This window comes from Chromobacterium sp. S0633 (assembly GCF_024158805.1).
Classification (GTDB): domain Bacteria; phylum Pseudomonadota; class Gammaproteobacteria; order Burkholderiales; family Chromobacteriaceae; genus Chromobacterium.
In genome coordinates this window covers 40,980-58,119 of sequence record NZ_JAMZGH010000026.1, presented here as the reverse complement: position 1 = coordinate 58,119, position 17,140 = coordinate 40,980, and the positions used below count along the sequence as shown (strand labels likewise).

20 protein-coding genes are annotated in these 17,140 nt (G+C 66.6%); 9 read left to right on the top strand and 11 right to left on the bottom strand.

Translation table 11 applies throughout. The features are described from left to right. The first annotated feature begins 16 nt into the window (after positions 1-16). On the top strand, positions 17-724 hold the full coding sequence (locus NK214_RS16085) for a pseudouridine synthase (protein WP_107802064.1): 708 nt from the start codon (positions 17-19) through the stop codon (positions 722-724). Between the two features lie 451 nt (positions 725-1,175). Here NK214_RS16085 and fepB read toward each other — a convergent pair whose 3' ends face one another. Both fepB and NK214_RS16075 read right to left on the bottom strand, forming a co-directional pair. After that, the gene (gene fepB / locus NK214_RS16080; RefSeq protein WP_107801220.1) at positions 1,176-2,183 is read right to left on the bottom strand and encodes a Fe2+-enterobactin ABC transporter substrate-binding protein; all 1,008 of its coding nucleotides are present in this window, start codon (positions 2,181-2,183) and stop codon (positions 1,176-1,178) included. 106 nt (positions 2,184-2,289) lie between these two features. Next, positions 2,290-3,111, bottom strand: a complete 822-nt coding sequence (locus NK214_RS16075; protein WP_253314982.1) for a M949_RS01915 family surface polysaccharide biosynthesis protein — start codon at positions 3,109-3,111, stop codon at positions 2,290-2,292. Positions 3,112-3,446: 335 nt separating this feature from the next. On the opposite strand from NK214_RS16075, the gene NK214_RS16070 reads away from it, so the two are divergent. Further along, the gene (locus NK214_RS16070; protein ID WP_107801212.1) at positions 3,447-4,448 is read left to right on the top strand and encodes a PHB depolymerase family esterase; all 1,002 of its coding nucleotides are present in this window, start codon (positions 3,447-3,449) and stop codon (positions 4,446-4,448) included. 18 nt (positions 4,449-4,466) lie between these two features. On the opposite strand, the gene NK214_RS16065 is transcribed toward NK214_RS16070, so the two are convergent. Then, the gene (locus NK214_RS16065) at positions 4,467-5,354 is read right to left on the bottom strand and encodes a LysR family transcriptional regulator (RefSeq protein ID WP_227105717.1); all 888 of its coding nucleotides are present in this window, start codon (positions 5,352-5,354) and stop codon (positions 4,467-4,469) included. Positions 5,355-5,472: 118 nt separating this feature from the next. Between NK214_RS16065 and NK214_RS16060 the strand changes: the two genes are divergently transcribed. Beyond that, the gene (locus NK214_RS16060; RefSeq protein ID WP_253314981.1) at positions 5,473-6,672 is read left to right on the top strand and encodes an MFS transporter; all 1,200 of its coding nucleotides are present in this window, start codon (positions 5,473-5,475) and stop codon (positions 6,670-6,672) included. Here NK214_RS16060 and NK214_RS16055 read toward each other — a convergent pair. Then, positions 6,627-7,406: an EAL domain-containing protein gene (locus tag NK214_RS16055; protein WP_107801210.1), complete on the bottom strand. Its 780-nt coding sequence runs from the start codon at positions 7,404-7,406 to the stop codon at positions 6,627-6,629. The genes NK214_RS16060 and NK214_RS16055 overlap by 46 nt on opposite strands. A 364-nt stretch (positions 7,407-7,770) precedes the next feature. Between NK214_RS16055 and NK214_RS16050 the strand changes: the two genes are divergently transcribed. Further along, complete coding sequence (locus NK214_RS16050; protein WP_253314980.1) at positions 7,771-8,391, top strand: tetratricopeptide repeat protein; 621 nt, start codon at positions 7,771-7,773, stop codon at positions 8,389-8,391. Positions 8,392-8,414: 23 nt separating this feature from the next. Here the strand turns inward: NK214_RS16050 and NK214_RS16045 are convergent, their stop codons facing one another. Next, positions 8,415-8,834, bottom strand: coding sequence for a hypothetical protein (locus NK214_RS16045; RefSeq protein ID WP_043589344.1), 420 nt, complete (start codon positions 8,832-8,834; stop codon positions 8,415-8,417). A gap of 203 nt (positions 8,835-9,037) precedes the next feature. Between NK214_RS16045 and NK214_RS16040 the strand changes: the two genes are divergently transcribed. Further along, a complete protein-coding gene (locus NK214_RS16040) occupies positions 9,038-9,613 on the top strand; it encodes a YqiA/YcfP family alpha/beta fold hydrolase (RefSeq protein WP_107801208.1) in 576 nt (191 codons plus the stop codon). Positions 9,614-9,699: 86 nt separating this feature from the next. Next, positions 9,700-10,674 carry a quinone oxidoreductase gene (locus NK214_RS16035; protein WP_107801207.1) on the top strand — a complete coding sequence of 325 codons (975 nt, stop codon included), beginning with the start codon at positions 9,700-9,702 and terminating at the stop codon, positions 10,672-10,674. A gap of 131 nt (positions 10,675-10,805) precedes the next feature. On the opposite strand, the gene NK214_RS16030 is transcribed toward NK214_RS16035, so the two are convergent. From NK214_RS16030 to NK214_RS16020, 3 genes are read right to left on the bottom strand one after another with little or no spacing between them, the layout of a single operon-like run. Next, a complete protein-coding gene (locus NK214_RS16030; RefSeq protein WP_107801206.1) occupies positions 10,806-11,519 on the bottom strand; it encodes a YafY family protein in 714 nt (237 codons plus the stop codon). Further along, positions 11,520-11,972 (bottom strand): EVE domain-containing protein, encoded by a 453-nt coding sequence (locus NK214_RS16025; protein WP_253314979.1) that lies wholly within the window; start codon positions 11,970-11,972, stop codon positions 11,520-11,522. It lies immediately after the preceding gene. Next, positions 11,969-12,337 carry a VOC family protein gene (locus NK214_RS16020; RefSeq protein ID WP_107801204.1) on the bottom strand — a complete coding sequence of 123 codons (369 nt, stop codon included), beginning with the start codon at positions 12,335-12,337 and terminating at the stop codon, positions 11,969-11,971. The genes NK214_RS16025 and NK214_RS16020 overlap by 4 nt, the downstream gene beginning before the upstream one ends. 302 nt (positions 12,338-12,639) lie before the next feature. Between NK214_RS16020 and NK214_RS16015 the strand changes: the two genes are divergently transcribed. Beyond that, positions 12,640-13,365 (top strand): MgtC/SapB family protein, encoded by a 726-nt coding sequence (locus NK214_RS16015; protein ID WP_019103569.1) that lies wholly within the window; start codon positions 12,640-12,642, stop codon positions 13,363-13,365. Positions 13,366-13,574: 209 nt separating this feature from the next. Here the strand turns inward: NK214_RS16015 and NK214_RS16010 are convergent, their stop codons facing one another. Together NK214_RS16010 and NK214_RS16005 are read right to left on the bottom strand one after the other, a co-directional pair. Further along, on the bottom strand, positions 13,575-14,669 hold the full coding sequence (locus NK214_RS16010; RefSeq protein ID WP_107801203.1) for a histidinol-phosphate transaminase: 1,095 nt from the start codon (positions 14,667-14,669) through the stop codon (positions 13,575-13,577). Between the two features lie 136 nt (positions 14,670-14,805). Next, the gene (locus tag NK214_RS16005; protein ID WP_107801202.1) at positions 14,806-14,994 is read right to left on the bottom strand and encodes a lipoprotein; all 189 of its coding nucleotides are present in this window, start codon (positions 14,992-14,994) and stop codon (positions 14,806-14,808) included. 135 nt (positions 14,995-15,129) lie between these two features. Here NK214_RS16005 and cyaY point away from each other — a divergent pair, with 135 nt between their 5' ends. Both cyaY and NK214_RS15995 read left to right on the top strand, forming a co-directional pair. Next, positions 15,130-15,447, top strand: a complete 318-nt coding sequence (gene cyaY, locus NK214_RS16000; protein ID WP_107801201.1) for an iron donor protein CyaY — start codon at positions 15,130-15,132, stop codon at positions 15,445-15,447. Then, on the top strand, positions 15,444-15,860 hold the full coding sequence (locus NK214_RS15995; protein WP_107801200.1) for a YqaA family protein: 417 nt from the start codon (positions 15,444-15,446) through the stop codon (positions 15,858-15,860). Before cyaY ends, NK214_RS15995 begins: the two co-directional genes overlap by 4 nt. 71 nt (positions 15,861-15,931) lie before the next feature. Here NK214_RS15995 and NK214_RS15990 read toward each other — a convergent pair whose 3' ends face one another. Further along, a complete protein-coding gene (locus NK214_RS15990) occupies positions 15,932-17,140 on the bottom strand; it encodes a heme biosynthesis protein HemY (RefSeq protein WP_048412739.1) in 1,209 nt (402 codons plus the stop codon).

Here is a 17,140-nt window from a genome sequence, read left to right as displayed (position 1 = left end):
GTGCTACCATCCGCTGATGGAACTTTACCGACTACTGCAACAACAAGGCTTTGGCGGCCGCAAGGAATGCCGGCAGCTGATCGACTACGGCCTGGTCGAACTCAATGGCGAGATCGTCGACAACTACCGTCAGCAGGTGGAACTGGCCGATATCCGGCAACTGGTGGTGGACGACAAGCCCTGGGACGTGGTGACCGGGCCGCTCTACTTGCTGTTCCACAAGCCCCCCAATTACGAAACCTCGCACAAGCCGCAGCACAATCCCGGCATTTATCGGCTGCTGCCTTATCAGTTCGGCAATCTGGGCATCACCGCCGTGGGCCGGCTGGACGTGGACACCACCGGCCTGATCCTGCTGACCAACGACGGCCAGTTCGTGCACGCGCTCAGCTCGCCCAAGAAGCTGGTGCCCAAGTGCTACCAGGTGACGCTGAAACACGCGGCCAGCGAGGAGTTCATCGCCAAGCTGCAAAGCGGGGTTTATCTGAACGACGAAGGCGCGGAGTTCGCCGCCGACAGCATAGAGCGGCTGGACAGCCATGTGATTCTGCTGACCATCACCCAGGGCAAGTATCACCAGGTCAAACGCATGGTGGCGGCGGCCAGCAACCGGGTGGAACAGCTGCACCGCATCAGCCTGGGCAGCGTGGCGCTGGGCGAGCTGCCGCAGGGCGAATGGCGGCATCTGAGCGCGGAGGAGCTGGCCAGCCTGGGTTGGTCGTGAATCATCCCGCTTGGCGGCAATAAGCGCCGCATGCCGAACAGGCCGCCTTTCAAGGCGGCCTTTTTTTGTCGCGCGGCGCGGCGCCGCGCGCCGGCATGGCCGCTCATCAAGTTGATCGCGGCATGGAATGCATTGAAGTGCCCCGAGGCGCGTCCGCGCCCGGGGCTTTTTTGCGCCTGACAAGCGGCGCTTGTGGTGGGAGCCTCCTGATTTGGCCGTGATTTCAGATGGGGGGCTAAATAGGCTTTGCTATCGATAATTTTCCATCGATTGCCATTAATGTAATTTATTTAATGAGTAACATTGTTTATTTACTTAAAAAAATTACACGGCTCCGTCATGGGAAGGCGGCTCATGGAGAAGGCGGCGCCGGATGGCCGCGATCAATGTGAAAACAGGCCCGCGCCGTGTCGGGCGCGAGCCTGTCGGGAAGGAAGCCGGCCGCTGCCGGCTATTGGAATTGCCGCGCCAGCCGCGCCAGCAGATTGCGCGAGCTGTAGTAATCCAGGCGGAAGGTGTCGAAGCCGGCGGCGTAGACCTGTTTGCCGCGCACCGCGGCGTTGCCGGCAAGGAAGGGATTGGCCAGCACCTTGGGCACGCTGGGCGCGTCGGCGTTGAACAGCAGGATGCTGTTGCCGCGCAGCCCTTCGGCGAATTTCTCGCCGGACAGTTGCACGATGTCGCGGCGCACGCCCTGGCTGGTGTTGCCCTTGACGCTGTCCGGCGCGGTGGCGAGCGTAAAGCCCAGCGCTTGCAGCAGCTTGCCTTGGGCCGATTCCGGCGTCCAAAGATTGGCCCCGGAGCCGTCCTCGCCGTACACCATGGCGGCGGTGGGCTGCGGCGGCAGTTTCAGCTTGCTTTTCAACTGCGCCACTTCGGCGTCGAAACGGGCGATCACCGCCTGGGCGTCGGCCTCGCGGCCGCTGGCGCGTCCCAGCAGCGTCGCCAGCTCCTGCCAGCTCTTGTCGTCGTAATTGACCACCAGAGTCGGCGCCATCTGGCTTAATTGCTCGTACAGCTTCAGCGCGGAGTCGCCGCCGGTGCCGGCCATCACGATCAGGTCCGGCTGGGCGGCGATGATGGCTTCGGCATTGGGCTCGCCCTGGTAAAGCGGCTGCACGCCCCGTTGCTTGGCCACGGCCCCCCATTGGGTGAAGAAGCCCTGGCCGTCGGTGACTTTGGAATTGGCGGCGCTGCCGCCGCTGGCCACCACGGGGGCGTTGATGGCGAGCAGGGTGCCGGTCAGGGTCACGCTGGTGGACACGATGCGCAGCGGCGGCCGCTCCAGCGTCAACGGACCCTTGGGCGTGCTCAAGGTGCGCGGCCACTGGCCGGCGGCGGCGACGGAGGCGTCGGCGCTTTGTTCAGGCGCGCCGCAGGCGCTCAAGGCCAGAGCGAGGCCGGCGCTCAGCCATAAGCGCAGCGCGGCGCGGCGCGGGCGGGAAAAATCGGAAGCCATGAAAATCCTTAGGATAGACGCGGGTGGTGGCTCCGATTTTATTGCAAACAAGAATTATTATCATAATTACCGAAGGGCAGGTTTGCGAGGGCCGCAAGCCGCGCGCTCATTCCTGTTGTTGCTTGAGCCAGTTGTCTTCCTGATGCCGCATCAGCGCGAACCACTGCTGGCGCATGTGGCGGGCAAAAGCCGGCGGCGCTGCGGCGAAGTCGTTTTCGTCGGTGTAACAGCCGGGCAGATAGGGCGGTTCGAAGTCTTTCTCCCAGCCCTTGGCCTGCAGCGCCCGCTGGCCCTGCGGGCTGCAGTCCTCGGGCAGCGGCAGTCCGGTCAGGTGGCCGCTGTCCGGGTCCAGCCAGCGCACGCCCTGGCGATCCAGGCCGCGCAGGCCGTATTTGGCTTTGCCGGCGTGAAGAATCAGCTTGTAGTCGTTGGGGCTGACGTCGCTGGCGCAAGCGCTGCGATAGCCGACCACCGTTTCCAGCGCGCCGTCGCTGTTGAGGTCCGGAAAAGCAATGGAGGCCAGATCGAAGGTCGCGCTGGCGTCGAACTCGCAGCGCGTCACGCCGTCGCTGAGCATCCACTGCCGTCGCGGCCTATCCTGGCCCAGCGTGTATTGCGCGGCGTAGAGCGTCGCGCTCTGCGCGCCGTCGGCGCCGCGCGCTTCCTGTCGCTCCGCCAGCACCAGCACGTGCTCGCCGGCGCTGTCCGTCCAGCCGTAGGCGGCGGTCAGCTTGCCGCGCAGCTCGACGCCGGCCGGCACGGCGCTCAGGCGTCGCACTTGACCGGCGACGGACGGCGCGCTGGCGGTGTCGGCCGGCTCGGCGGCGGGCGGAGGCGGCTGGGGTTTGCAGGCGGCGAGCGTCAGCGTCAGGCCGAGCAACAGCGAGACGCGCAGGCCGGCGGTACGGGGCGCGGGGAGCGGGGGCATGCCGTTCTTCTTGTCATTGATGAAACTGGAATAGTACGGAATACCAGCGACGCGGAACAGCTCCGGCGGCAGAGAGGGATTGGGGGCAGGGCGGGAACTGACCGATTTGCCGACGATTCATGACATTGGGGTGATTTTTGCCGGCTGGGGACGCCATAATCCAGGCGGGAGCGCGATCCTCGCGCGATACCGCAGTCTGTTCAAAGTCTCGCGAGCGAAGGCGAAGCAGCCGAGCACGCGGAACGCTCGTGGCTCATGGGCGTTTCAAAGCCGCGCTCGCCGTGTCGCGTTTGATGACGCGGGCGGACAGGGAACGGGTTCTTTAAGGAGGGCTTATGTTGAAACCTGCTTGGTGGTGGGCTGGGGCGCTGGCGTTGACGCTGGCGCAGATGGCGGCGGCGGAGCCGCTGCCGGCGTATCGCGGCGACGCGCGGCAGTCTTCGGTGTCCGGTCTGTCGTCCGGCGCCTTCATGGCGGTGCAGTATCAGGTGGCGTTTTCCGCCTCGGTGCGAGGCGTCGGCGTGGTGGCGGGCGGGCCTTACTATTGTTCCAAGGGCATGCTGGCGGGCGCGCCGGCCTGCATGAGCGGTCCGCCGCCGGCGGTGGGCGGCCTGGTGCTGGCGACGCAGCAGTTCGCGCTGGCGGGACAGATCGATCCCTTGTCCAACCTGGCCAAGCGCCGCGTCTATCTGTTCAGCGGCAGCCAGGACAATACCGTCAAGACGGCGGTGGTGGACAGCGCCGAGCGTTATTTCCGAAAGCTGGGGGTGCCGGCGGCAAGCATCGACTACCTGCGCAGCCTGCCGGCCGGCCATGCCCAGATCACGCCGGCTTACGGCAATGACTGCGGCGAGACCAAGTCGCCTTACGTCAACCATTGCGACTGGAAGGGCGAAGGCTACGACCAGGCCGGCGCTATCCTGACGCAAATCTACGGCCCCTTGCAGCCGCGCGCCGGCCAATTGAGCAGCCAGGTGTCCGCTTTCAACCAGAAGCCGTACGCGCCGCCGGGCAGCAGCCTGGCCGACGAGGGCTATGTCTATGTGCCGCGCGCCTGCGCCGAGGGCGAATCCTGCAAGGTGCATGTGGCGCTGCACGGTTGCCGCCAGTACGCGGGCGCGGTCGGCGACGCTTTCTACGGCCATGCCGGCTACAACGAATGGGCGGACAGCAATCGCATCATCGTGTTGTATCCGCAGACCACGGCGATGCCGCCGGGCAACCCGAACGGCTGCTGGGACTGGTTCGGCTATACCGGCGTGAATTTCGCCTGGAAGAACGGGGTGCAGATGCGGGCGATCAAGGCGATGGCGGACCGGCTGGTGTCGGCGCCCTGAGCCAGAGTCCGGCGGGGTTCAGCCGCCGGGGAAGCCGCGTTTGGCGAAGAAGTCGATGAAGGCGCGCAGCCGCGGCGGCGGATAGGGCGAACCGGGCCATAGCAGATAGAGGACGCCGCTGCGCTCGGCCCAGGCTTCCGGCAGCGCCCGCAGCCGTCCGTCCGCCAGTTGGCGGCGCACGGTGAAGTCCGGCAGGCAGGCGATGCCGGCGCCTTGCTCCGCCAGCTGGATCAGCGCGTCGCCGGTATTGGCGCAGGCATGGACCGGCAGCGCCGGCGCGTCTTCATCCTGGCCGGCCAGCGGCCACGGCGCCAGTTTGCCGCTGCGCGGATAGCGGTAATGCAGGCAGCGGTGCTTCGTCAGATCCATCGGCGACGCCGGCTCGCCGCAGCGGGCGAAGTAGGCCGGCGCGGCCACCAGCCGCATGCGGTAAGCGCCCAGCCGCCGCGCGCTCAAGCGCGAGTCTCCCGGTTCGCCGCCGCGAATCACCACATCGAAGCCTTCGCCTATCACGTCCACCAGCCGGTCGCTGTAGTCCAGATCCAGTTCGATCTCCGGATAGTCTTGCATGAAGGCGGCCAGCAGCGGGGCCAGCACGCCGCATTCGTGCGGCAGGCCCACCTTCAGCCGGCCGCGCGGCGCGGCCTGCTCTTGTTGCAACTCGCGCTCCGCCGTTTCCACTTCGTCCAGAATGCGCAGGCAACGTTGCAGGTATTGCTCGCCGGCCGGGGTCAAGGTCAGCCGCCGGGTGCTGCGTTGAACCAGCCGCGCGCCCAAGCGCGCCTCCAGCCGCGCCAGGCCTTTGCCGGCGGCGGAGGCGGAAATGCCCAGTTGCCGTCCGGCGGCCACCAGGCTGCCTTGCTGGGCGATATGGGCGAACAGCTCGATGCCGCTCATTTTTTCCATGGTTTGCCTCGAAATTACGGAATAAAGTTCCGTTATGTATGGAATTGAAGACTATTTTTCCGTATCGCCAAGGAATCTAGCATAAGCCCTCGTTCATGTGCGATACGGGAGAAGTGGGATGACAGGCAAGAGCGGTGAGTCGGCGATGCCGGCGACGGTGTATCTGTTGGGCCTATGCATTTTTGCGATGGCGACGTCGGAATTCATGGTGGCGGGGATGATGCCGTCGTTGGCGGCGGCTCTGGGCGTCGGCTTGCCGGCGGTGGGCAATCTGGTGTCGGCCTACGCCGCCAGCGTGGTCCTGGGCGGGCCGGCGCTGATTTGGCTGCTGCGTTCGGCGCGGCGCAAGCACAGCCTGATCGGCCTGTTGCTGTTATTCCTGGCCGGGCAGGTTTTGGGCGCGCTGGCCGGCGATTACGGGCAGATGCTGTGGTCGCGGCTGATCTGCGGCGTGGCGCAATCGGCTTTTATCGGCGTGGCCGTGGCCTTGGCGGCGGAACTGGTGGGCGAACACCGGGTGGCGCGCGCCGCCGCGCTGGTGCTCAACGGCCTGATGCTGGCTTCGGTGGCCGGCCTGCCGCTGGCGGCCTGGGTGGACCAGAATTGGGGCTGGCGTGTGAGCTTTTGGCTGGTGGCGGGCATGGTGGCGTTGGCCGCGGCGGGTATCGCCGCGCTGACGCCGTCCGGCGTCCGCCCGCAGACCTTGAGTCTGGACGAGGAGGGGCGCCGGCTGGCGCGACCCAGCCTGTGGGCAGCCTATCTGAGCAGCGGCCTGATCATAGGCGCGGTGTTCGCCGCTTTCACTTATCTGGCGCCCTTGTTCACCCGGGTCAGCGGCTTCGCCGCTTCGACGCTACCCTGGCTGTTCGCCGCTTACGGGCTGGCGACGGTGCTCGGCAATCTGTTCAGCGGCCGCCTGGCGGACAGCCACACCCGCGCCGTGCTGCGCGGCGGCCTGCTGGTCTTGCTGGCTGCCCTGGTGGCGTTGGCGTCGCTGGCGCAATGGCAGACTGCGACGGTGATCTGCGCACTGCTATTGGGTCTGGCCGGCCTGCCGATGAATCCGGCGATGGTGGCGCGGGTGGTGCGCGCCGGCGGCAGCGGGCCTATGGTGAACAGCCTGCATGTATCGGTGGTCAATCTGGGGCTGATGCTGGGTTCCTGGGGTGGCGGTGCCTTGTTGGACGCCGGCTGGAGCCTGCGCGCGCCGGTATGGCTGGGCGCGGCGTTGGCCGCGCTGGCCTTGCTCAGCCTGTGGCTGGACCGCGCCGGTCACAGCTGGCAGGTCACCGGCAGTTCGGCCGGCTTGCCCAGGTAGAAGCCCTGGTAGAGCTCGACCCCCAGTTCCTGCATCGCCTGGTGTTGCTCGCGGGTTTCTATGCCTTCCACCGCCATGCGGCAGCCTATCTGCCAGCCCAGCTCCAGCAGCACCGGCAGCCGGTGGCGTTCGCCGGACATATAGTCCAGCAGCAGGCTGCGGTCTATCTTGATCAGGTCCGGGCACAGCGACTTGACCTTGCCGTGGCGAGCGGCCACCGCGCCGAAATCGTCCACAGACAGGCCGAAGCCGGCCTCGGCGGTTAGACGCAGGCTGTTGATCAGCGGTTGGCCGTGGTGTTCCACCTCGTATTCCGGCAGTTCGAAAATCACGCCGCCGCTGTCCAGTTCCAGCGAGTCCAGCAGGCCTTGCAGCAGGGGAAGGTGATTGCGGCCGTGGTTGTCCACCACCGCGGTCTGGGCCAGCAGGTTCAGGCACAGGCAGCCGGATTGGCCGCTTTGCGCGAAATTGCGAATGTGGATCAGCCTCGCCAGCTGATCGGCCTCCAGCGCCAGCTCCGGCGGCAGGCCGGACAAAAAAGAGTCGGGGGACGGCGTCTGGCCGTCCTGCGTCCGTACGCGCAGCAGCGCCTCGTAGCCGAACACGCCGCCGCTGCGGTAGAACAAGGGCTGGAACACGCTGCTGAGCTGACAGCCGCCCAGACGCGCGCAATACCGGCCGTCCGCGTCGCGGTACAGCTGTCGCTCGGGATGAGGGCCTAGGGGTGGAGCCATGGTGGTTTAGTCGCGCGGGATGGACTTTCAGCATAGCAAGCATTGCGCCGGGCTACCGGCCGGCTGCTGCCTCTGCTGGAGCGCTATCCCTTGCCGCTGCACGCGGTGTTTCCCGAGCGCAAGCACGTGCCGGCCTAGGTGCGCGCCTTCCTGGAGTTCATCGACCGGAAGCTGGGCGGTGAGCCGCCGCCGACAGATTTCCCGGCCGCCGCCGACTAAGAGTCTGTTCAAAGTTTCGCGAGCGAGAGCGAGACAGGGCGAACGCCGCTGAGAAAGCGGAATGCGTCAGTGGCGCATTGGCGCTTCAGCGGGCTTTGAACAGCTTCTAAGCTTTGGTAGTAGGGGCCCGATGAGGAGAGGCGCGATGAAGGCGTGGGCAGGCGGGATATGGGCGGCGTGGGCGCTGGCGTCCCTGGCCGCGGACGTGGCGGGCTGGGCCAGCTATCAGCGCGGCGATTTCGCCGCCGCGCGCCGGCAGTTCGAGCAAGCGGCCCAGGCGGGCGACCGGGTGGCGGCTTTCGACCTGGCGATGATGCATTGGCGCGGCGAAGGCGGCGCGCCGGACCGGGCGCAGGGCGAGCGCTGGCTGCGCCGCGCTGCCGACGCGGGTCTGCCGCAGGCGCAGCACGCCTTGGGCGCGCTGTATGAAAGCGGTCAGCAAGTGGCCAAGTCGCAGACCGAGGCGACGCGTTGGTTCCTGTTGGCCGCGCGGCAGGATTATCTGCCGGCGGAGCTGGATCTGGGCACCCAGTACTTCTTGGGCCGCGGCGCGGCCAAGGACTACCGGCTGGCCGCGTACTGGTACGAAAAAGCCGCGCAGCAGGGCGATATGGGCGCGCAATATCTGATCGCCAGCATGTACGAGCACGGCGACGGCGTGGAGCGGGATCTGCCGGCGGCGATACGCTGGTACGCCAAGGCGGCGGCTCAGGGCGACGTCGGCGCCAGGCTCAAGGCGCTGGATCTGGCCAAGAGGGCCAAATAGGCCTCGAAACCCAGGCCGGGCTTTCAGGCGCGGGCCGGCCCGCGGCGCATCGCCGCCAGGCACTGGCAGGCGGCCTGCCAGTCCTGAACCCCGCGCAGACCGCGCACGATGATGCCGGCCAGGGTGTCGTTGCAGGCGTCCGGGCCAAACTGCATCAGCATCTCATGCAGGGCGAAATGCAGGGAGGCGTTGTGTTGCAGCAACAAACCCACTTGCTCGTGGACGAAGCCGTCCACCGTGGCTTGGCCGTCGCGGTCCACATGCACATGGTGACGGGGGCAGAAGCCGGAACGGATCAGCGCCTGATCGGCGCGCACGTCGTCGAGAAAGGCCTGCGCGCTGTGGTGCAGAAAGCCGCAAGCCATGATCAGGCTGGCGACGGAGTAAGGCTTGGTGGTGGTGGCGTCGGCGACGAGGGCGTTGTCCGGCAGGGTGGCAAGCATTAATGTTCTCCTGTTATCTTTGTAAACCGCGCTCAATGGCATAAATCGTCGGTTTTATTATTTTTTCCGCGTTTTTGTATCATTCATGCGAATGTATTGGCAAGCCCGTCGAAAGGACGGTTGCCAGCCGCGGCTGCCAGGGTTTTTCTTGGGACGATGGCCATTTAGAATGAACTCTTTCTTTTCCGTTTGTTCCCATCCGCATGCATATTGTTTACCTGCACGGCTTCAACTCCGGTCCGCAATCGCTGAAGGCGAACGAAACCGCCGCTTATCTGCAACAGAACGCTTTCGATGCGACCCTGCATTGTCCGCAGTTGTCGCCGCATCCGGCCGAGGCGATTGAGCAGGCGTCCGCCCTGGTGGCCTCCTTGCCGGCCGACACCCTGTTGATCGGCAGCTCACTCGGCGGGTATTACGCCACGTTTCTGGCCGAGCGTCATCAACGCCCGGCGGTGCTGATCAACCCGGCGGTGCGGCCTTACGACGACCTGGCGCGCTTCATCGGCGAACAAACCAATCCCTACACCGGCGTGGTCTATACCCTGAGCGACGCCGATATGCGGGCCTTGCTGGCGCAGCGCGTGGCGCAGCCGTCCGCGCGCCGTTACTGGCTGCTGTTGGGCAGCCGCGACGAGGTGCTGGACTGGCGCGAAGCGGCCGCGCTGTATCTGGACTGCCGTCAGACGGTGTTCAACGGCGACGACCACAGGCTTGAAGCCTGGCCGCGCATCTTGCCGGAGGCGCTGGCCTGGGGGCGCGGGCAATTATTGGCCTGAGCATCGAAACAGTCTGTTCTGCGACAGTGGCTTGTCCGGGGGAAGGCGCTGCCGCACACTGGATTTTTTGCGCCGAGGAGGCCGCCATGACTCAAGCCATCGTTTTCTCCCATACCGGCGGGCCGGAAGTGCTGGGCCTGCAGAGCCAGACGCTGGCCGCGCCGGGACCGGGCCAGGTGCGGGTGCGTCACACCGCCATCGGCGTCAACTTCATCGACACTTATCAGCGCAGCGGCCTGTATCCGCTGCCGCTGCCGTCCGGCCTGGGCCAGGAAGCGGCGGGGGTGGTGGAGGCGCTGGGGCCGGAGGTGTCTGGCCTGGCGGTGGGCGACCGCGTCGCATACGCCGGCGGCCCGCTGGGCGCTTACAGCAGCGAACGGCTGTTGCCGGCGGCGGTGCTGGTGAAGATTCCCGACGGCATCAGCGACGAATCCGCCGCCTGCATGATGTTGCAGGGCATGACCGTGGAGTATCTGGTGCAGCGCAGCTACCCGGTGCGGCCGGGGCAGACCGTGCTGTGGCACGCCGCCGCCGGCGGCGTCGGCCAGATCGCGGTGCAGTGGCTGACGGCGCTGGGCGCGACGGTGATCGGCACCGTCGGCTCCGACGCCAAGGCCGACATCGTGCGCGGTCTGGGCTGCCAGCATGTGATCAATTACAGCCGAGAAGACGTGGTGGCCAGGGTGAGCGAGATCACCGGTGGCCAGGGCGTGCCGGTGGTTTACGATTCGGTGGGCAAGGACACTTTCCAGATCTCGCTGGCCAGCCTGAGCCCGCGCGGCATGCTGGTCAGCTTCGGCAACGCCTCCGGCGCGGTGCCGCCGTTCGCGCCGCTGGAATTGACCAGCCGCGGCTCTCTGTTCTTCACCCGGCCCAAGCTGGCCGATTACATCGCCAGCCGCGCGGAGCTGGAGGCTTCGGCCCAGGCGCTGTTCGAACGGGTGGCGGACGGCAGGATCAAGGTGGCGCCTTCGCATCGCTATCCTCTGGCCGAGGCGGCGCAGGCGCACCGCGATCTGGAAGGACGCAAGACCAGCGGCTCCATCATCCTGCTGCCTTGAGCCGGCGACGCGGCGCTTAGAGCCGCTAACAACACCTCGCAGAGAACCTGAGCCAAGGCGCGCCGACGCAGGCAGTACCCGTAGTACGACAAGGAGGCGCAACGCGGGATCAGGGGTTTTGTTAGCGGGTCTTATTCCTGATGCCAGGGTTGGCGCTGGTGTTGTTCCAGCCAGGCCAGCGCCTGGCCGCCGGCGTCCACATGGCTCAGATAGCCGGCCAGGCTGACCCCGGGCGGACAGCTCAAGTCCGTGGCGCGCCAGCTTTGCAGCCGGTCCACGCGGAAGCTGCGGTAGTCCAGGCGCAGCCCGCACCAGGCGGCCAGCAGCCAGCGGTCGCCCCAGAAGAACAGCGCCAGCGGCATCAAGGCGCGCTGGCTGCCGCGGCCGCTTTCGTCGCGGTAGTCCACCCATAGCGGCTGGCGGGAGACGATGGCGTCGCGCAGCGGCGCCAAGCGCTCGCGCGGGTAATTGCCCGACGTCGGCGCGTACAGCGGTTCCGGCGGCAGGCCGGACGAGCCCAGCACCGCGTGGATGCGGCCCAGCGCCGATTGCGCCGCCGCCGCGGTGTCGCGGTCGGCCCAGGCGGCCAGCATGCGGGCGCCCACTTCCAGCGCCGCCAGCTCGCGCGCGGAAAACGCCACCGCCGGCGGCGTGAAGCCGGCTTCCAGCCAATACCCCTCGCCGGCCTCGCCGTTGACCGGCGCGCCGCTGGCCATCAGGTCCGCCATATCGCGGTAGACGGTGCGCGGCGTCACCTCCAGCCATTCGGCCAATTGTCGGGCGGTGGTGCGGCGGCGGCCGCGCAGCAGCAAGAGGATTTGGACCAGTCGGTCGGCTCGGCGCATTCAGTCGGATTCCCGCAGCATGGATGGCGGCAGTGTCGCCCGCATTGCGCGCGCGATCAACAGGAAATCGGCATGGCCGATTTCCAGGTGGCCAAAGCGGAAAGCGTAGCCCCAGCGCGCCGGATCCGCGATAAAGGCCAATTGACCGAGCAGCGGCCGGATGTCGGCGTCCTCCGCCGGCCAGAAGGCGATGTCGCGCCGGTAGGGTTCGAAATCGGTGCTGACCCGGAAGGGATAGACTCGGGCGTCCGCCGCCAGGCCGACGGCGGTGAAGCGCTGGCAGGGCTCGCGCCCCTCCAGGCTCAGCACCGGCGAGTAATAGATCAGGCCGTCGCCGGCCGCCATCCGCCTGAGCGGCGCGGCCTTGCCGTGGCAGAGCTGGGCGAAGCCGCCGGCCAGACCGCGCCGAACATGGTCGCGGCTGGCCACGCCTATCCAGTAGCGCCGGCTCATGCGGCGCTGTGCAGGCCGATCAGATTGCCGTCCGGATCGGAAAACAGCGCGATCTGGCCCCAGTTCTCCGGCAGCGCGGTCTTGGGCTGCACCACGATGCCGCCGGCGCTCTTGATCCGTTCCAGCGTGGCGTCGAGATCGGCGCCGCCGTCCAGATAGACGCGCACGCCGTCGACATGGGGGCGGGCTTGCGGGCAGCTGAGCAGCGCGCCGCCGCAACTGTCGCCGGTTTGGGGAAACAGGGCCATGCGATTATTGTCGAAGCTCTCTTCTTGCAGCTCCACCCGCAGCGCCTGTTGATAGAAGGCGACGGCGCGCTCGAATTGGAGCACGGGAATTTCAAACCAGTGTAGAACGGGGGACATGGCACACTCCTTGAACAGGTTTTATCGAGATCCGGCCGGGGACATCCCGGCGCCGCTTCCGGGCGGGACGGAGGCGGCGTTGCGGCCTGGAGGACAGTGTGCGGCCCCCCTGCTGACAGCGTACTGTCAGCAGGCATCCGCCGTCGTCAATTTTCCTGCTTGGGCCGGCGTCACGTGTGCTTCGCCGCGCAGCAATCGCCTGGTCGGACACGACCCGGTGACGCGGATGTGGCAAACTGCCTGACTGTTTCCCGGCGCGACGGGAGCGCTGTTTTTTCAATCGACCGCAGGAGGAATAAGAAGTGGAAACCTTACTGCAGTTTCTGGGCTTCAACGGGTCTGGTCTGCTGCAAACCTTGCTCAGCCTGTTGACGGCTTTCATCCTGGGCTCGGCCATTGGCTATGAGCGGCAGTTCCGTCAGCGTACCGCCGGCTTGCGAACCAATACCCTGGTGGCGGTGGGCGCGGCGGCCTTCGTCGACATGGCCTTGCAGCTGGACGGCACCGGCGGCGCGGCGCGGGTGGCGTCCTACGTGGTGTCCGGCGTCGGTTTTCTGGGCGCCGGCACCATCATGAAGGAAGGCCTGAACGTGCGCGGTTTGAACACCGCCGCCACCTTGTGGGGCTCGGCCGCGGTCGGCGCCAGCGCCGGCGCCGGTCAGATTCCGCAGGCCTTTCTGATCACGCTGTTCGTCTTGGCCAGCAACACCTTGCTGCGTCCGGTGGTGAACTCCATCAACCGCAAGCCGATCGACGACGAAACCAGCGAAGTCACTTACCAGCTATGCGTGATTTCCAGCCGTTCCGGCCAGAAGCACGCGATGGCCTTGCTCAGCGATCTGCTGGAGGAGTCCAAATACCCGGTGGGGGATCTGGACGTGGAGCCCTTCGGCGACGACGAGGTGGAGATGACCGCCACCTTGCTGTCCACCTCGGTGGAGTGGGAGGAGCTGGAGGAGATCGCCGCCAAGCTGGTGGCCCAGCCTTTCATCAGCCAGGCTTACTGGAATCCCAGCACCTCGGAGTGAGGACGGCGGGGAAAAGACCGCGCCCTGGGCCGCTAGCCGGTCCAGGGCGTTTTTTATGGGGCGGAAGAGCGGTTCAAAGTCTTGCGAGCCAGCGCGAGACAAGGCGAAAACCGCTGAGGAAGCGAAACGCACGCGTAGCGCGTGGGCGTTCACGAAGCGGTGCTCGCCGCGCCTCGTATCACGAAGCGCAGCGGATGTTGAGCCGCTTCTTAACCTTCCGCCAGCGCCGCCATCACCTTGGCCGACAGCGCCTGCGGCTGCGCGGTGACGCGCAGCAGATGGCGCACCGCCGGATGCGGCGGCCGGTGCACGGCGATGCCGTCGGACAGCAGTTGGCGGTGAATGGCCTCGCTGCTGGCGGCGTCGCGATAGGCGATGCAGACGAAGTTGGTGTGCGAGGGCATCACCACCAGATCGCGCGCGCGCAAGGCGTCGGACAGCTTGTCGCGCAGATGGATGGTGGCGGCGATCAGCTGGCGCGAGTAGTCCGGATCGTCCAACACGATTTGAGCCGCCAGCTGGGCGAAGCTGGACAGCGCGAATTGAGGCCGTATCTGGTCCGCCTTGGCGACGATGTGCTGCGGGCCGACGGCGTAGCCCACCCGCAGGCCGGCCAGCGCATAGGCTTTGGACAAGGTGCGCAGCCGCAGCGTGTTGGGCAGCGCGCCTTGCGGCGGCGCGTCCTGCGCGTCCACGCAGAAATCGACGTAGGCCTCGTCCAGAATCAACAGCGTGGACGAGGGCAGCATTTCGCGCAGCGCCAGGATATCGTCCGCGCCCCAGTAATGGCCGCTGGGATTGTCCGGGTTGGCGAGATAGAGCACGGCGGCGCGCTCGGCGCGCGCCACCTCCGCCAGCCGCGGCAGATCGGCTTGCAGCCGGTCGCCTTGCTGCTGGTAGGGCACTTCCAGGATGCGCGCGCCCACGCCTTCGGCGAAATAGCGGAAAGTGGGATAGGTGCCGGCGGTGCACACCACCGCGTCGCCGACATTACAGGCCAGGCGCAGCGCCAGCAGGATCAGGCTGTCGGCGCCGGTGTCGAACAGCACCTGGCTCGGGTCCACGCGGTTGTGGGCGGCGGCGCGCTGGCGCAGCCCGTGCGCGTAGGGGTCCGGGTAGAGCCGGGCCAGCTCCGTCATCATCTCGCCGAATTCCGCCGTCAGCGGCGAGGCCGGCTTGGCCATGCTTTCATTGGAGCCGATGCGCGCGCCGATGCGGTGACCCAAGGCCGCTTCCAGCTTGGCGATGCCGGGAAAGGGGTTGACGATGGTGTGATGTTCCAGATGACGGGCGAAGTGGGACATCGGCGGCTCCTTTATCTGCAGATACAGCCTTTGAGTGTAAAGGATATGACTGAAGCGCAGGAAACCGCGTGGGAATATCAATATGTCTTCGGCATTTCGCGGCCGCCGCGCCGGGCCCAAAGCGCGGCGGGAACCGTCAGCGGACGGCGGGAGCGGCGGGTTCGGCCGCGGCGCGCGGAGCGGAGGCGTCGGCCTTGGCCGCGGGTTTGACGGCCGGCGCGGCGGCGGCCGGCTTGGCGGCGGGGGCGGGCAGATACAAGGGGCCTTTGAAGCCGCAGGCGGCCAGGAACAGGGTCAGGCTTGCACAAGCCAGCAAGGTGCGCATACGAATGAGTTCCAATGTGGCAAAATCTGGATACTAGCAAAGCTGCGGCGCGTCGTGTGATTCCGATGCGCCCGGCGATCAAGGCCTGAGCCGCGCCAAGACGGCGTCCAGGCCGTCATTCAACGGGAAAGCGCAATGAACGAAACCGAATTTCTGCGGCACACCGACGCCATCTTCGCACGCATCGAAGCCGCCATCGACGACAATGATCTGGACGCCGACTACCTGGTGTCCGGCAATGTGCTGGACATCGAGTTCAGCGACGGCGCCAAGATCATCGTCAACCGCCACACCGCCAATCAGGAGCTGTGGATCGCGGCCAAGAGCGGCGGCTACCACTTCGCCTTCCGCGACGGCCGCTGGATCGCCGCACGCGACGGTTCGGAGTTCTTCTCCACGCTCAGCGCCGCCATCGCCGCCGCCTGCGGCGAAACCATCGGGTTTGATGAATGAGTCATTTGGTTTGGCTGGGCCTGGGCGGGCTGGCGGTGTCGGCCTTTACCTCGTCCACCATCCTGCCCGGCAATTCCGAACTGGCGCTGTCCGCCTTTCTGTACAAATGGCCGGAGTGGCTGTGGCCGGCCTTGCTGGTGGCCACGGTGGCCAATACCGCCGGCAGCGTCACCAGTCTGTGGCTGGGGCGGCTGGCGCCGCGCAAGGAGTTGCCGCCGCGGCTGGCCGGCTGGTTCCAGCGTTTCGGCCCGGCGGTGCTGGCCCTGTCCTGGCTGCCGGTGATCGGCGACGCCATCCCCTTGGCCGCCGGCTGGCTGCGGCTGCCCTGGTGGTCCAGCATTCTGTGGCTGACCCTGGGCAAGGCGGCGCGCTATCTGGCCTTGGCCTGGGGGGTGCTGCTGTTGTCGAGTTGAGCCAATAACAATCAGGGCAAATAAAAAAGGACATGCGCGAGCATGTCCTTTTTCGTATGGAGTCCCCGGGATCAGCAGCCCTGTTTCAGCGCCAGCTCCAGGCTCTTGTTGTAATGCTGAGCCGCCAGCTCTTCCTTGCCGGTGGCTTCGAACAGCCGCGCCAGCTCGGCGTGGGCGCACAGCGTCGGCGAGATCGAGGCGCTGGCTTCCAGATAGCTCTGCGCCTTGCCCCACAGCTGCTGGCACAGGGCCAGACGGCCCAAGGCCATCAGCAGCCAGTGGTCGCGCGGCCGCTTCTTCAGCCAGTTTTCAGCGGTTTTCAGCAGTTCCAGGCGCTTGTCCTCGCTCAGGTGCTCGGCCAGCTTGCCCAGTTCGCGAGACAGCTCCGGGGTGTCGTGGTCGTCGTTGGCCAGCGCGCCGGCCAGTAAGGTGGCGGCGTAGTCGTAGTCCTGCAGCACGATCAGCCGCGCCACCACCTGGTCCATCAGCTGCGGGTTGCTGCGTTCGGCTTCCGGAATGCGGCGCAGCCAGTCGCGGATTTCCTGACCGCCCAGCAGCGTCACCAGCTGTTGCTGGTAGGCGGCCAAGCGGTAGCGCCGCGCCTGTTCCGGCTCCAGCGCGTCGGCCTTGAGCAGTTTCTCGGTCAGCGCCAGCACCGCCTCCGGCTGCTTCTGCAACAGACGGACCTTCAATTCCAGCCGCAAGGCGTTGGTCAGATTGGGCGACAGCGCGCGCGCGCGTTCGATGGCGGCCAAGGCGCCCAGCGGGTCTTTGGCTTCCAGCTTCAGTTCCGCGTCCAGCATATGGCGCGCCAGCTGCAGCCGCGGCGGCATGGCGTCCAGTTGCGCCAGATAGCCGTCCCGCTTGTCCAGATCGCCGGCGGCGCCGGCGGAACGGGCGGCGATCAAGAGCGCCAGCGCCTTGTTTTCCGGCGAGTATTCGTCGTCCAGCGATTTGCTGGCCTCGCGCTCGGCTTTCTGGAAACGGCCTTCAAAGTAGGAAATGCCGGCTTCACGCAGCGCGTGGCGGGAAGCTTTCAGCTTTTTCTGGCGCTGGAAGCGGCGCACTTCCGCCGGCAGATTGGCGGCCACCGCCACCATGCGCAGCACCAGGTGCACCACGAAGATCAGCGCCACCACCGACACGATCAGCAGGTTGAAGGACACTTCCATCCGGTAAGGCGGCAGGAACAGGATGGCGTAGCCGGTGTTCAGGGTGGCGGCCAGGCCGACCAGCACCGCGAGGGCAAACAGCCCGGTAATCCACAAGGCGAATTTCAC

Bases quoted from the DNA above. Each gene is read 5' to 3' on its own strand.
- NK214_RS16040 (WP_107801208.1), top strand. From the start codon at position 9,038: ATGCATATTGTTTACCTGCACGGCTTCAACTCCGGTCCGCAATCGCTG.
- NK214_RS16085 (WP_107802064.1), top strand. From the start codon at position 17: ATGGAACTTTACCGACTACTGCAACAACAAGGCTTTGGCGGCCGCAAG.
- fepB (WP_107801220.1), bottom strand. From the start codon at position 2,183: ATGGCTTCCGATTTTTCCCGCCCGCGCCGCGCCGCGCTGCGCTTATGG.
- NK214_RS16050 (WP_253314980.1), top strand. From the start codon at position 7,771: ATGAAGGCGTGGGCAGGCGGGATATGGGCGGCGTGGGCGCTGGCGTCC.
- NK214_RS16005 (WP_107801202.1), bottom strand. From the start codon at position 14,994: ATGCGCACCTTGCTGGCTTGTGCAAGCCTGACCCTGTTCCTGGCCGCC.
- cyaY (WP_107801201.1), top strand. From the start codon at position 15,130: ATGAACGAAACCGAATTTCTGCGGCACACCGACGCCATCTTCGCACGC.
- NK214_RS15995 (WP_107801200.1), top strand. From the start codon at position 15,444: ATGAGTCATTTGGTTTGGCTGGGCCTGGGCGGGCTGGCGGTGTCGGCC.
- NK214_RS16065 (WP_227105717.1), bottom strand. From the start codon at position 5,354: ATGGAAAAAATGAGCGGCATCGAGCTGTTCGCCCATATCGCCCAGCAA.
- NK214_RS16010 (WP_107801203.1), bottom strand. From the start codon at position 14,669: ATGTCCCACTTCGCCCGTCATCTGGAACATCACACCATCGTCAACCCC.
- NK214_RS16035 (WP_107801207.1), top strand. From the start codon at position 9,700: ATGACTCAAGCCATCGTTTTCTCCCATACCGGCGGGCCGGAAGTGCTG.
- NK214_RS16060 (WP_253314981.1), top strand. From the start codon at position 5,473: ATGACAGGCAAGAGCGGTGAGTCGGCGATGCCGGCGACGGTGTATCTG.
- NK214_RS16030 (WP_107801206.1), bottom strand. From the start codon at position 11,519: ATGCGCCGAGCCGACCGACTGGTCCAAATCCTCTTGCTGCTGCGCGGC.
- NK214_RS16075 (WP_253314982.1), bottom strand. From the start codon at position 3,111: ATGCCCCCGCTCCCCGCGCCCCGTACCGCCGGCCTGCGCGTCTCGCTG.
- NK214_RS16055 (WP_107801210.1), bottom strand. From the start codon at position 7,406: ATGGCTCCACCCCTAGGCCCTCATCCCGAGCGACAGCTGTACCGCGAC.
- NK214_RS16070 (WP_107801212.1), top strand. From the start codon at position 3,447: ATGTTGAAACCTGCTTGGTGGTGGGCTGGGGCGCTGGCGTTGACGCTG.
- NK214_RS16045 (WP_043589344.1), bottom strand. From the start codon at position 8,834: ATGCTTGCCACCCTGCCGGACAACGCCCTCGTCGCCGACGCCACCACC.
- NK214_RS16025 (WP_253314979.1), bottom strand. From the start codon at position 11,972: ATGAGCCGGCGCTACTGGATAGGCGTGGCCAGCCGCGACCATGTTCGG.
- NK214_RS16020 (WP_107801204.1), bottom strand. From the start codon at position 12,337: ATGTCCCCCGTTCTACACTGGTTTGAAATTCCCGTGCTCCAATTCGAG.